This is a genomic window from Streptomyces sp. CB01580, assembly GCF_001905795.1.
In the GTDB taxonomy this organism is placed as follows: Bacteria; Actinomycetota; Actinomycetes; order Streptomycetales; family Streptomycetaceae; genus Streptomyces.
Genome location: NZ_LIXJ01000013.1, coordinates 14,541 through 28,391 on the forward strand (window position 1 = coordinate 14,541; position 13,851 = coordinate 28,391).

Below are 13,851 nucleotides of genomic sequence, written 5' to 3' on the forward strand. Positions count from 1 at the left end.
ATGCCTCCCAAGAAGAAGAAGGTCACGGGGCTTATCAAGCTCCAGATCAACGCCGGTGCGGCCAACCCGGCCCCGCCGGTCGGCCCCGCGCTCGGCCAGCACGGCGTCAACATCATGGAGTTCTGCAAGGCCTACAACGCCGCGACCGAGTCGCAGCGTGGCATGGTCGTGCCGGTGGAGATCACGGTCTACGAGGACCGTTCCTTCACCTTCGTCACCAAGACTCCGCCGGCCGCGAAGCTGATCCTCAAGGCCGCGGGTGTGGAGAAGGGCTCCGGCGAGCCGCACAAGACCAAGGTCGCCAAGCTGACGGCCGCCCAGGTCCGCGAGATCGCCACGACGAAGCTCCCCGACCTGAACGCCAACGACCTCGACGCCGCGTCGAAGATCATCGAAGGCACCGCCCGTTCCATGGGCATCACGGTCGAAGGCTGACCCAGCCCCTTTCGTACGCAGTGGTAGGGCCGAGCGCTGGCCCGCACCACGACTCCACACCCTGAGAACACAGGAGCAGAAGTGAAGCGCAGCAAGAACCTCCGCGCTGCGGACGCCAAGGTCGACCGGTCGCGCAACTACGCGCCGCTCGAGGCCGTCCGTCTCGCCAAGGAGACCGCCTCCACCAAGTTCGACGGCACCGTCGAGGTCGCCCTTCGCCTGGGCGTCGACCCGCGCAAGGCCGATCAGATGGTCCGCGGCACCGTGAACCTCCCGCACGGCACCGGCAAGACCGCCCGGGTCCTGGTCTTCGCGACCGGTGACCGTGCTGCGGCCGCGGAAGCCGCGGGCGCCGACATCGTCGGCGCCGACGAGCTCATCGACGAGGTGTCGAAGGGCCGTCTGGACTTCGACGCCGTCGTCGCCACCCCGGACCTCATGGGCAAGGTCGGCCGCCTCGGCCGCGTGCTCGGTCCGCGTGGTCTGATGCCCAACCCGAAGACCGGCACCGTCACCCCCGACGTGGCCAAGGCCGTCACCGAGATCAAGGGCGGCAAGATCGAGTTCCGTGTCGACAAGCACGCGAACCTCCACTTCATCATCGGCAAGGTCTCCTTCGACGAGACCAAGCTGGTGGAGAACTACGGTGCGGCGCTGGAGGAGGTCCTCCGTCTGAAGCCGTCCGCCGCCAAGGGCCGCTACATCAAGAAGGCCACCCTGGCCACCACGATGGGCGCCGGCATCCCGCTGGACGCCAACCGCACCCGCAACCTCCTCGTCGAGGAGGACCCGGCCGCCGTCTGAGCCCCCGCGCTCGGCCGTACGCCGCGTCACGTGTGACACCGACGGGCCCCGCAACCTTTTCAGGTGCGGGGCCCGTCCCCGTATCCGTACGCACGAGATGTCCGTACGTATGAGCGGGCTGTGTCAGACCTGTGCGTTAGCGTGAGGGTCCGAAAGTCGAACGAGGGGTGGAAACGGTCATGAGGACCAGTACTGTGCGACGGGTGGGCCTGGCGGTGGCGGTGGCGGCGGCGCTGACGTCCGTCACGTCCTGCAGCGGTGCCGAGAAGTTCGACCCGATCGCCGCGCTGCGTCAGGTGCAGAAGAAGACGGACGGGGTCAATTCGGCGAAGGTCGAGGGAACCACCGAGATGGGCACCCTCATGTCCATGAAGCAGACCGGCGCCGTCGACTGGTCCGACGGTCTGACGGGCACCATGCAGATCACGTACACCGGCGGCAGCATGGCGGACGCCATGAAGCAGAGCGGTGGCAGCGGCTCGATGGAGGCCCGCTACTACAAGGACGGCTACGCCGTGAACATGGGCGACGGCTTCGCCCAGCAGTCCGGCGGCAAGCGCTGGATCAGCTACGAATACGCCGACCTCGCCAAGCTCGCGGGCGCCTCCGGCGAGGCGATGAAGCAGCAGATGCAGAACGCCACGCCCAACCAGGGCGTGCAGTCCCTGCTGGCCTCCGGCGACGTGAAGAAGGTCGGCGAGGAGGACGTGCGCGGGGTCCGCACCACGCACTACGCCGGCACCCTCGACGTCGCCGGGCTGACCGAGAAGAACTCCGCGCTCGACGCCGCCCAGCTCACCGAGCTGAAGAAGCAGCTGGACGAGGTGGGGATAACCACGGAGCAGGTCGACATCTGGGTCGACGAGAACGACCTGCTGGTCAAGAAGACCGAGCGCGCCAAGATGAAGACCGGCGAGATGAACTCGACCGTCTACTACAGCGACTACGGCACGAAGGTCTCCGTGGAGAAGCCGTCGGCCGGCGACACGGTCAAGTTCACCGAGCTCATGAAGCAGCAGCAGAACGCCGGCGCCCCCACGGGCTGAGGCCGCGTGCCGTCGCGGGAGCGGACGGATTTGCCCGACGCGACACCGGTCGCGTACTCTCACACAGAAGCCAAAGACCGCTGGTCGTCGCCGTGCCCTGGTAGAAGGGAACGGCGACCGAAGGATCCGTCGAGTACGGGCGACCCGCGCAGGTGACTGTGGAGAGCTCCCGGATTCCTTTCGGTCGAGCTACGCCCTGGCGCCTGCGCCGGGGCGTTCGTCTTTCCCGGCCCCTTCTGAGCGGTCCTCATCACCCGGAAGGAGGCCGACGCTCATGGCAAGGCCCGACAAGGCTGCCGCGGTAGCCGAGCTGACGGACCAGTTCCGCAGCTCGAACGCCGCCGTGCTGACCGAGTACCGGGGTCTCACCGTGGCTCAGCTCAAGCAGCTGCGCCGTTCGCTCGGTGAGAACGCCCAGTACGCCGTGGTGAAGAACACGCTGACCAAGATTGCGGCCAACGAGGCCGGGATCGACTCGCTCGACGACCTTTTCGCGGGTCCGACGGCGGTTGCCTTCATCACCGGTGACCCGGTGGAGTCGGCGAAGGGTCTTCGTGACTTCGCCAAGGACAACCCCAACCTCGTCATCAAGGGCGGTGTCCTTGACGGCAAGGCGCTGTCCGCCGATGAGATCAAGAAGCTCGCGGACCTCGAGTCCCGCGAGGTTCTGCTCAGCAAGCTGGCCGGTGCCTTCAAGGGCAAGCAGTCCCAGACTGCCTCGCTCTTCCAGGCTCTGCCGTCGAAGCTCGTCCGCACCGTGGACGCGCTGCGCGCCAAGCAGGCCGAGCAGGGCGGTGCCGAGTAATTCGGCTCGCGCAGTGATCGCTGCTCCGGTGGAGCGGCGGTCGTAGCGGGCCTGTACGCCCGCCTCACATGTACATCCGGCACCAGCCGAATTAGTGGAAGGACGCCATCATGGCGAAGCTCAGCCAGGAAGACCTGCTCGCGCAGTTCGAGGAGATGACCCTCATCGAGCTCTCCGAGTTCGTGAAGGCCTTCGAGGAGAAGTTCGACGTCACCGCCGCCGCCGCCGTGGCCGCCGTCGCCGCCCCGGGCGCCCCGGGTGCCCCGGCCGAGGCCGCCGAGGAGAAGGACGAGTTCGACGTCATCCTCACCGGCGCCGGCGACAAGAAGATCCAGGTCATCAAGGTCGTGCGTGAGCTGACCTCGCTGGGTCTGAAGGAGGCCAAGGACCTCGTCGACGGCACCCCGAAGCCGGTCCTCGAGAAGGTCAACAAGGAGGCCGCCGACAAGGCCGCCGAGGCCCTCAAGGGCGCCGGCGCCGCTGTCGAGGTCAAGTGATCTCAGGAGTCGGCCGACTCCTTTCGCCACCCGTGCCGTACGGCACGGAGGCCGCGTGACGAAGGGCGATCACCCATCGGGGTGGTCGCCCTTCGGCGTACCCGGGGCCGCTGCCTTGCTCTTCCCGCGGCGACGAGTATGGTGATCATCGCCGTTGCCTCTCGGGGGACGGCCGTCCGGCGTCGGCTGCCGTAGGCGCGCGGCCCCTGGCAGGGGGCCTTGACGAACCGGACGCGGCGCGCGATTCTCAGGACGCGTCAGCACATCGATCCGAATCCGAGGCATGGATCGTGGCCGAAGTGGGCAGTAAAGAAGAGCGCAGCACGCGCAGGACCAATAGGTGTTGAGAACAACTGGTGCGAGCAACGTGGGTCTCTGAGAACCCTCACTGGACATCAGTGTGCCGCTTGGCTACACTGTCCCTTTGCGCTGCCTGTTAGCTGCCCCCTGCCCGTCACCAGGGGCATGCCCACGCTTGAGCACCGACGATCACACGTCTCTGACCTGGCCTTTCCCGGCCGGAGCCAGGAACCGACCGTCTCGGCGTCCAGCTTGGGACCGGTACGCGCGTAGTGAGTCCGAGCCCTCGGAAGGACCCCCTCTTGGCCGCCTCGCGCAACGCCTCGACCGCGAATACGAACAACGGTGCCAGCACCGCCCCGCTGCGCATCTCCTTTGCAAAGATCAAGGAGCCCCTCGAGGTTCCGAACCTCCTCGCGCTGCAGACCGAGAGCTTCGACTGGCTCCTCGGCAATGCCGCCTGGAAGGCTCGCGTCGAGGCTGCTCTGGACAGTGGACAAGACGTCCCCACCAAGTCCGGACTGGAGGAAATCTTCGAGGAGATCTCCCCGATCGAGGACTTCTCCGGGTCGATGTCGCTCACGTTCCGCGACCACCGCTTCGAGCCCCCGAAGAACTCGATCGACGAGTGCAAGGAGCGCGACTTCACGTACGCCGCCCCGCTCTTCGTCACGGCGGAGTTCACCAACAACGAGACCGGTGAGATCAAGTCCCAGACGGTCTTCATGGGCGACTTCCCGCTCATGACGAACAAGGGCACCTTCGTCATCAACGGCACCGAGCGTGTCGTCGTGTCGCAGTTGGTCCGTTCGCCGGGTGTCTACTTCGACTCCTCCATCGACAAGACGTCCGACAAGGACATCTTCTCCGCCAAGATCATCCCGTCCCGGGGTGCCTGGCTGGAGATGGAGATCGACAAGCGCGACATGGTCGGTGTCCGTATCGACCGCAAGCGCAAGCAGTCCGTCACCGTCCTGCTGAAGGCGCTCGGCTGGACCACCGAGCAGATCCTGCAGGAGTTCGGCGAGTACGAGTCCATGCGCGCCACCCTGGAGAAGGACCACACCCAGGGCCAGGACGACGCGCTGCTCGACATCTACCGCAAGCTCCGTCCGGGCGAGCCGCCGACGCGGGAGGCCGCCCAGACGCTGCTGGAGAACCTCTACTTCAACCCGAAGCGCTACGACCTCGCGAAGGTCGGCCGCTACAAGGTCAACAAGAAGCTCGGCGCCGACGAGCCGCTGGACGCCGGCGTGCTCACCACCGACGACGTCATCGCGACCATCAAGTACCTGGTCAAGCTGCACGCCGGTGAGACCGAGACGGTCGGCGAGTCCGGCCGCACGATCGTCGTCGAGACCGACGACATCGACCACTTCGGCAACCGCCGCCTGCGCAACGTCGGCGAGCTCATCCAGAACCAGGTCCGTACGGGTCTCGCCCGTATGGAGCGCGTCGTGCGCGAGCGCATGACGACCCAGGACGTCGAGGCGATCACGCCCCAGACCCTGATCAACATCCGGCCGGTCGTCGCCTCCATCAAGGAGTTCTTCGGCACCAGCCAGCTGTCCCAGTTCATGGACCAGAACAACCCGCTGTCCGGGCTGACGCACAAGCGTCGTCTGTCCGCGCTCGGCCCGGGTGGTCTCTCCCGTGAGCGGGCCGGCTTCGAGGTCCGTGACGTGCACCCGTCCCACTACGGACGCATGTGCCCGATCGAGACCCCCGAAGGCCCGAACATCGGTCTGATCGGTTCGCTCGCCTCGTACGGCCGCGTCAACGCGTTCGGCTTCATCGAGACGCCGTACCGCAAGGTCGTCGACGGCCAGGTCACCGACGAGGTCGACTACATCACCGCCGACGAGGAGGACCGCTTCGTCATCGCCCAGGCGAACGCGCCCCTCTCCGAGGAGCTGCGCTTCGTCGGGCCCCGCGTCCTGGTCCGCCGCCGCGGCGGCGAGGTCGACTACGTGTCCGCCTCGGACGTCGACTACATGGACGTCTCCCCGCGCCAGATGGTGTCCGTCGCCACCGCGATGATCCCCTTCCTGGAGCACGACGACGCCAACCGCGCCCTCATGGGGGCGAACATGATGCGGCAGGCGGTGCCGCTGATCAAGTCCGAGGCGCCGCTCGTCGGCACCGGCATGGAGTACCGCTGCGCCACCGACGCCGGTGACGTGCTGAAGGCCGAGAAGGACGGTGTGGTCCAGGAGGTCTCCGCGGACTACATCACCGTGACGAACGACGACGGCACGTACACCACGTACCGCATCGCCAAGTTCATGCGCTCCAACCAGGGCACCTCGGTCAACCAGAAGGTCATCGTCTCCGAGGGCGACCGGGTCGTCGCCGACCAGGTCCTCGCCGACGGTCCGGCCACCGAGAACGGCGAGATGGCCCTGGGCAAGAACCTGCTCGTGGCGTTCATGCCGTGGGAGGGTCACAACTACGAGGACGCGATCATCCTGTCGCAGCGCCTCGTGCAGGACGACGTCCTCTCCTCGATCCACATCGAGGAGCACGAGGTCGACGCCCGTGACACCAAGCTCGGCCCCGAGGAGATCACCCGGGACATCCCGAACGTCTCCGAGGAGGTCCTCGCCGACCTCGACGAGCGCGGCATCATCCGCATCGGTGCCGAGGTCGTCGCCGGTGACATCCTCGTCGGCAAGGTCACGCCCAAGGGCGAGACCGAGCTGACCCCCGAGGAGCGCCTGCTCCGCGCGATCTTCGGTGAGAAGGCGCGCGAGGTCCGTGACACCTCGCTGAAGGTCCCGCACGGCGAGATCGGCAAGGTCATCGGCGTCCGCGTCTTCGACCGCGAGGAGGGCGACGAGCTGCCGCCCGGCGTGAACCAGCTGGTCCGCGTCTACGTCGCGCAGAAGCGCAAGATCACCGACGGTGACAAGCTCGCCGGCCGTCACGGCAACAAGGGCGTCATCTCGAAGATCCTGCCGATCGAGGACATGCCGTTCCTGGAGGACGGCACCCCCGTCGACATCATCCTCAACCCGCTGGGTGTGCCGTCCCGAATGAACCCGGGACAGGTCCTGGAGATCCACCTCGGCTGGCTCGCCAGCCGCGGCTGGGACGTCTCCGGCCTCGCCGACGACTGGGCCAAGCGCCTCCAGACCATCGGCGCCGACCGGGTCGCCCCCGGCACCAACGTCGCCACCCCCGTCTTCGACGGTGCGCGCGAGGACGAGATCTCCGGTCTCTTCGAGGCCACGATCCCGAACCGCGACGGCGACCGCCTGGTGCAGCCCTCCGGCAAGGCCAAGCTGTTCGACGGCCGCTCCGGCGAGCCGTTCCCGGACCCGGTCTCGGTCGGCTACATGTACATCCTCAAGCTGCACCACCTCGTCGACGACAAGCTGCACGCGCGTTCGACGGGTCCGTACTCGATGATCACCCAGCAGCCGCTGGGTGGTAAGGCGCAGTTCGGTGGTCAGCGCTTCGGTGAGATGGAGGTGTGGGCCCTTGAGGCATACGGCGCCGCATACGCCCTCCAGGAGCTCCTGACGATCAAGTCCGACGACGTGACCGGCCGCGTGAAGGTCTACGAGGCCATCGTCAAGGGCGAGAACATCCCCGAGCCCGGCATCCCCGAGTCCTTCAAGGTGCTCATCAAGGAAATGCAGTCGCTCTGCCTCAACGTGGAGGTGCTGTCCTCGGACGGCATGTCCATCGAGATGCGCGACACGGACGAGGACGTCTTCCGCGCGGCGGAGGAGCTCGGTATCGACCTGTCCCGGCGCGAGCCGAGCAGCGTCGAAGAGGTCTGACGGGTTGGCCGGCCGGATCCTCGTGATCCGGCCGGCTCTCCCCGGACCCGTTCAGACCATTGCTGAAGTGCCCCATATTTCTCGCCTGACGCGAGGGGGCTCGAACCCCCGAAAGAGGGATTGACGACAAGTGCTCGACGTCAACTTCTTCGACGAGCTGCGGATCGGCCTCGCCACCGCGGACGACATCCGGACCTGGTCGCACGGCGAAGTGAAGAAGCCGGAGACCATCAACTACCGCACGCTCAAGCCCGAAAAGGACGGACTCTTCTGCGAGAAGATCTTCGGTCCGACCCGGGACTGGGAGTGCTACTGCGGCAAGTACAAGCGTGTCCGCTTCAAGGGCATCATCTGTGAGCGCTGTGGCGTCGAGGTCACGCGCGCCAAGGTGCGCCGTGAGCGCATGGGCCACATCGAGCTCGCCGCTCCCGTCACCCACATCTGGTACTTCAAGGGCGTCCCGTCGCGCCTGGGCTACCTGCTCGACCTGGCGCCGAAGGACCTGGAGAAGGTCATCTACTTCGCCGCGTACATGATCACGTACGTGGACGAGGAGCGGCGTACCCGCGACCTGCCCTCGCTGGAGGCGCACGTCTCCGTCGAGCGCCAGCAGATCGAGAACCGCCGCGACGCCGACCTGGAGGCCCGCGCCAAGAAGCTCGAGACCGACCTGGCCGAGCTGGAGGCCGAGGGCGCCAAGGCCGACGTGCGCCGCAAGGTGCGCGAGGGCGCCGAGCGCGAGATGAAGCAGCTGCGCGACCGCGCGCAGCGCGAGATCGACCGCCTCGACGAGGTGTGGAACCGCTTCAAGAACCTCAAGGTCCAGGACCTGGAGGGCGACGAGCTGCTCTACCGCGAGCTGCGTGACCGCTTCGGCACGTACTTCGACGGCTGCATGGGCGCCGCCGCCCTGCAGAAGCGGCTGGAGTCCTTCGACCTGGAGGAGGAGGCCGAGAAGCTCCGCGAGATCATCCGCACCGGCAAGGGCCAGAAGAAGACCCGCGCGCTCAAGCGTCTCAAGGTCGTCTCCGCGTTCCTGCAGACCAGCAACAAGCCCAAGGGCATGGTGCTCGACTGCGTGCCGGTCATCCCGCCGGACCTGCGTCCGATGGTGCAGCTGGACGGTGGCCGCTTCGCGACCTCCGACCTGAACGACCTGTACCGCCGTGTGATCAACCGCAACAACCGTCTGAAGCGGCTCCTGGACCTCGGTGCCCCGGAGATCATCGTCAACAACGAGAAGCGCATGCTTCAGGAGGCCGTTGACGCCCTCTTCGACAACGGTCGTCGCGGCCGCCCGGTGACGGGCCCCGGCAACCGCCCGCTGAAGTCCCTCAGCGACATGCTGAAGGGCAAGCAGGGTCGATTCCGTCAGAACCTGCTCGGCAAGCGTGTCGACTACTCGGCGCGTTCCGTGATCGTCGTCGGCCCGCAGCTGAAGCTGCACCAGTGCGGTCTGCCGAAGGCCATGGCGCTGGAGCTGTTCAAGCCGTTCGTGATGAAGCGCCTGGTCGACCTGAACCACGCGCAGAACATCAAGTCGGCCAAGCGCATGGTCGAGCGTGGTCGCACCGTGGTGTACGACGTCCTCGAAGAGGTCATCGCCGAGCACCCGGTGCTGCTGAACCGTGCGCCCACGCTGCACCGCCTCGGCATCCAGGCCTTCGAGCCGCAGCTGGTCGAGGGCAAGGCCATCCAGATCCACCCGCTCGTCTGCACCGCGTTCAACGCGGACTTCGACGGTGACCAGATGGCCGTCCACCTGCCGCTCTCCGCGGAGGCGCAGGCCGAGGCCCGCATCCTGATGCTGTCCTCGAACAACATCCTGAAGCCGGCCGACGGCCGTCCCGTCACCATGCCGACCCAGGACATGGTGCTGGGCCTGTTCTTCCTCACCACGGACGAGGAGGAGCGCAACGTCATCGGACAGGGCCGTTCCTTCGGCTCCGCGGCCGAGGCGATCATGGCCTTCGACGCCCGCGAGCTGTCGCTCCAGGCGAAGGTCGACATCCGCTTCCCGGTGGGCACCATCCCGCCGCGCGGCTGGGTGCCGCCGGTCGCCGAGGAAGGGGACGACGGCGTCGGGGAGCGTGAGTACCAGCAGGGCGACTCGTTCCGGCTGCGTACGTCCCTGGGCCGTGCGCTCTTCAACGAGCTGCTGCCCGAGGACTACCCGTTCGTCGACTACTCGGTCGGCAAGAAGCAGCTCTCCGAGATCGTCAACGACCTCGCCGAGCGCTACCCCAAGGTCATCGTGGCGGCGACGCTCGACAACCTGAAGGCGGCGGGCTTCTACTGGGCGACCCGTTCCGGTGTCACCGTGGCCATCTCCGACGTCGTGGTCCCCGAGGCCAAGAAGGCGATCGTCGCGGGCTACGAGGCGCAGGACGAGAAGGTCCAGAAGCAGTACGAGCGCGGTCTGATCACCAAGGACGAGCGCACGCAGGAACTCATCGCGATCTGGACCAAGGCGACCAACGAGGTCGCCGAGGCCATGAACGAGAACTTCCCCAAGACCAACCCCATCTTCATGATGGTCGACTCGGGTGCCCGAGGAAACATGATGCAGATGAGGCAGATCGCCGGTATGCGCGGTCTGGTGTCGAACGCGAAGAACGAGACGATCCCGCGTCCCATCAAGGCGTCCTTCCGCGAGGGCCTGTCCGTGCTGGAGTACTTCATCTCCACGCACGGTGCCCGTAAGGGTCTGGCGGACACCGCCCTGCGTACCGCCGACTCGGGTTACCTGACCCGTCGTCTGGTGGACGTCTCGCAGGACGTGATCATCCGCGAGGAGGACTGCGGCACCGACCGCGGCCTGAAGCTGCGGATCGCCGAGAAGGGCGCCGACGGCGTGCTCCGCAAGGCGGAGGACGTCGAGACCTCGGTCTACGCCCGGATGCTCGCCGAGGACGTCGTCGTCGACGGCAAGGTCATCGCGCCGGCCAACGTCGACCTCGGTGACGTCCTGATCGACGCGCTGGTCGCCGCCGGCGTCGAGACGGTCAAGACCCGCTCGGTCCTGACCTGCGAGTCCGCGGTCGGCACCTGTGCCTTCTGCTACGGACGCTCGCTCGCCACCGGCAAGCTGGTCGACATCGGTGAGGCGGTCGGCATCATCGCCGCCCAGTCCATCGGTGAGCCCGGTACCCAGCTGACGATGCGTACCTTCCACACCGGTGGTGTGGCCGGTGACGACATCACCCAGGGTCTGCCGCGTGTCGTCGAGCTCTTCGAGGCCCGTACGCCCAAGGGTGTCGCCCCGATCTCGGAGGCGGCCGGCCGCGTCCGCATCGAGGAGACCGAGAAGACCAAGAAGATCGTCGTCACCCCGGACGACGGCAGCGACGAGACGGCCTACCCGATCTCGAAGCGCGCCCGTCTGCTGGTGGGCGAGGGCGACCACGTCGAGGTGGGCCAGAAGCTCACCGTGGGTGCCACCAACCCGCACGACGTGCTGCGCATCCTCGGCCAGCGTGCGGTCCAGGTCCACCTGGTCGGCGAGGTCCAGAAGGTCTACAACTCGCAGGGTGTGTCGATCCACGACAAGCACATCGAGATCATCATCCGGCAGATGCTGCGCCGCGTGACGATCATCGAGTCCGGCGATGCGGAGCTGCTGCCGGGCGAGCTCGTCGAGCGCTCGAAGTTCGAGACCGAGAACCGTCGCGTGGTCACCGAGGGCGGTCACCCCGCCTCCGGCCGTCCGCAGCTGATGGGTATCACCAAGGCCTCGCTGGCGACGGAGTCCTGGCTGTCGGCCGCCTCCTTCCAGGAGACGACCCGAGTCCTGACGGACGCGGCGATCAACGCCAAGTCCGACAGCCTCATCGGCCTCAAGGAGAACGTCATCATCGGTAAGCTCATCCCGGCCGGTACGGGCCTGTCCCGCTACCGCAACATCCGGGTCGAGCCGACCGAGGAGGCCAAGGCCGCGATGTACTCGGCCGTCGGCTACGACGACATCGACTACTCGCCGTTCGGCACGGGCTCCGGCCAGGCCGTTCCGCTGGAGGACTACGACTACGGTCCGTACAACCAGTAAGGCGTACGTCTGATCCGATGCCTGATCCGGAGGGCGGTCACCCCGTGGGGGTGGCCGCCCTCCGGCGTGTCGTGGGGGACGGGCCGGCAACGCACCCGGCCGTGGCCGGCCGTCTCCTTCGTGACGTTGTACGGCGTGTACGTCATCGCTCCGTATATGGACGAGGCGAAGGCGTGGTGGGCCTTCGCGATCGGCGTACTGCTCGCGGGCGGCTCGGCCCCTCATGCACCACTCGGCCGGGTCGTGGTCGCCGGGCTTCTCGCTGGATTTCATGAGCGGAAGCAAGAACATCGACTTGCTGGAGCGCGGGCTTCTCTTCGCCTTCATCGCCGCCGGTCAGCCCGAAGCCGCAGCTCTTGTGCCGGCCGCCAAGTAGCTGGCCAGGGTCCCCACGAACGACCATGGCAAACACGCCTCCGAATATTTCCTCATCGGTACACTGGCCCTGGCCCGTGTCATCGCGTCCTTGGTGAGGGGAATGGCCGCTCGTTCAGCAGTGGGACTGTCCGTCCTCCAGAAGGAGAGGCACTTGGACCTCACCAAGCACCCACTCGTCCGGAGGCTGCTGTCCCTCGGTCTGGCCCACAAGGATTACGTGGTGGCGGGGAGCGGACCGCTCCTGGCCCATGGGATCAGGGAGAACGTGGGCGACCTGGACATCGTGGCAAGAGGGGCGGCCTGGGAGGCCGTCGCCGATCTGGCCGAGCCGGTTCCGGCACCGTCCGGGCACGGGCGTATGGTGCGGCTCTTCGACGGATCCCTGGAATTCTTCGACTCCTGGCTGCCCGATTCATCGAGTCCGGACTCCCTCATCGAGAGAGCGGAATTCATCTGCGGGATACCGTTCTGCCCCCTTCTGGAGGTACTCGCATGGAAGGGAAGATCCACTCGGCAGAAGGATCGGGACGATCTTCTGCTGATTCGGAACCACCTCGAGCGGAATGGGCTGAACCGGACGCAAGGCGGTTGAGCCGGGTGATCGGCGCCTTTCGAGGAAAGCGTGGCCCCGGTTCGGTCGGCTGAAGAACCCCGGCGTGTCGGTGTGAGACGCATTTGTTTTGACCGGAGTCGACGAGGTAGGTACGCTCAGACCTTGTGCCTGGGGTGTGCCTGGACTCGTGTGCGTGTCTTCAGCCGCATGGCGAGTTCCTCTACGGTCGCCGCAATCTGCGCCAGTCCTGCCTTGCGGCAGCGGCCTGCAGGATTCGACACACCCGACCGCGTGGGTCGGTGACGTTCCAGGTTAGTTTCACGAACGGCACACAGAAACCGGAGAAGTAGTGCCTACGATCCAGCAGCTGGTCCGCAAGGGCCGGCAGGACAAGGTCGAGAAGAACAAGACGCCCGCACTCGAGGGTTCGCCCCAGCGCCGCGGCGTCTGCACGCGTGTGTTCACGACCACCCCGAAGAAGCCGAACTCGGCGCTCCGTAAGGTCGCGCGTGTGCGTCTGACCTCCGGTATCGAGGTCACGGCCTACATCCCGGGTGAGGGACACAACCTGCAGGAGCACTCCATCGTGCTCGTGCGTGGTGGCCGTGTGAAGGACCTGCCGGGTGTTCGCTACAAGATCATCCGCGGCTCGCTCGACACCCAGGGTGTCAAGAACCGCAAGCAGGCCCGCAGCCGCTACGGCGCCAAGAAGGAGAAGTAAGAATGCCTCGTAAGGGCCCCGCCCCGAAGCGCCCGGTCATCATCGACCCGGTCTACAACTCTCCTCTTGTCACCTCGCTGATCAACAAGATCCTGCTCGACGGCAAGCGTTCCACCGCTGAGCGGATCGTGTACGGCGCCATGGAGGGCCTCCGCGAGAAGACCGGCAACGACCCGGTCATCACGCTGAAGCGCGCGCTCGAGAACGTCAAGCCGTCGCTGGAGGTCAAGTCCCGCCGCGTCGGTGGTGCCACCTACCAGGTGCCGATCGAGGTCAAGCCCGGCCGTGCCTCCACGCTCGCGCTGCGCTGGCTCGTGGGCTACTCCCGCGCCCGCCGTGAGAAGACCATGACCGAGCGCCTCATGAACGAGCTGCTCGACGCGTCCAACGGTCTTGGCGCTGCCGTCAAGAAGCGTGAGGACACCCACAAGATGGCCGAGTCCAACAAGGCCTTCGCGCACTACCGCTGGTAGTCGCTA

General features: G+C 66.6%; 10 protein-coding genes. All 10 read left to right on the plus strand.

Annotated elements, in window-relative coordinates; translation table 11 throughout:
• The 10 genes from rplK (at window position 1) to rpsG (ending at window position 13,845) form a co-directional block, all read left to right on the plus strand.
• Entirely contained in the window at window positions 1-435 is a 435-nt protein-coding gene (rplK, locus tag AMK22_RS19625; RefSeq protein WP_073786749.1) for a 50S ribosomal protein L11, read from the plus strand.
• 81 nt (window positions 436-516) lie between these two features.
• Window positions 517-1,239 (plus strand): 50S ribosomal protein L1, encoded by a 723-nt coding sequence (gene rplA / locus AMK22_RS19630; RefSeq protein WP_073786750.1) that lies wholly within the window; start codon window positions 517-519, stop codon window positions 1,237-1,239.
• 179 nt (window positions 1,240-1,418) lie between these two features.
• On the plus strand, window positions 1,419-2,285 hold the full coding sequence (locus tag AMK22_RS19635) for a hypothetical protein (RefSeq protein ID WP_073786751.1): 867 nt from the start codon (window positions 1,419-1,421) through the stop codon (window positions 2,283-2,285).
• 274 nt (window positions 2,286-2,559) lie between these two features.
• A complete protein-coding gene (gene rplJ, locus AMK22_RS19640) occupies window positions 2,560-3,090 on the plus strand; it encodes a 50S ribosomal protein L10 (RefSeq protein WP_073786754.1) in 531 nt (176 codons plus the stop codon).
• Window positions 3,091-3,200: 110 nt separating this feature from the next.
• The gene (gene rplL / locus AMK22_RS19645; RefSeq protein ID WP_073786756.1) at window positions 3,201-3,587 is read left to right on the plus strand and encodes a 50S ribosomal protein L7/L12; all 387 of its coding nucleotides are present in this window, start codon (window positions 3,201-3,203) and stop codon (window positions 3,585-3,587) included.
• Window positions 3,588-4,189: 602 nt separating this feature from the next.
• Window positions 4,190-7,675, plus strand: coding sequence for a DNA-directed RNA polymerase subunit beta (gene rpoB, locus AMK22_RS19655; RefSeq protein ID WP_073786758.1), 3,486 nt, complete (start codon window positions 4,190-4,192; stop codon window positions 7,673-7,675).
• A gap of 130 nt (window positions 7,676-7,805) precedes the next feature.
• On the plus strand, window positions 7,806-11,720 hold the full coding sequence (locus AMK22_RS19660) for a DNA-directed RNA polymerase subunit beta' (RefSeq protein ID WP_073786760.1): 3,915 nt from the start codon (window positions 7,806-7,808) through the stop codon (window positions 11,718-11,720).
• 529 nt (window positions 11,721-12,249) lie between these two features.
• Window positions 12,250-12,690 carry a hypothetical protein gene (locus AMK22_RS19665; RefSeq protein WP_079186284.1) on the plus strand — a complete coding sequence of 147 codons (441 nt, stop codon included), beginning with the start codon at window positions 12,250-12,252 and terminating at the stop codon, window positions 12,688-12,690.
• Between the two features lie 310 nt (window positions 12,691-13,000).
• Complete coding sequence (gene rpsL / locus AMK22_RS19670) at window positions 13,001-13,372, plus strand: 30S ribosomal protein S12 (protein ID WP_003948652.1); 372 nt, start codon at window positions 13,001-13,003, stop codon at window positions 13,370-13,372.
• 2 nt (window positions 13,373-13,374) lie between these two features.
• Complete coding sequence (gene rpsG / locus AMK22_RS19675; RefSeq protein WP_072485550.1) at window positions 13,375-13,845, plus strand: 30S ribosomal protein S7; 471 nt, start codon at window positions 13,375-13,377, stop codon at window positions 13,843-13,845.
• The last annotated feature ends 6 nt before the right edge of the window (window positions 13,846-13,851 follow it).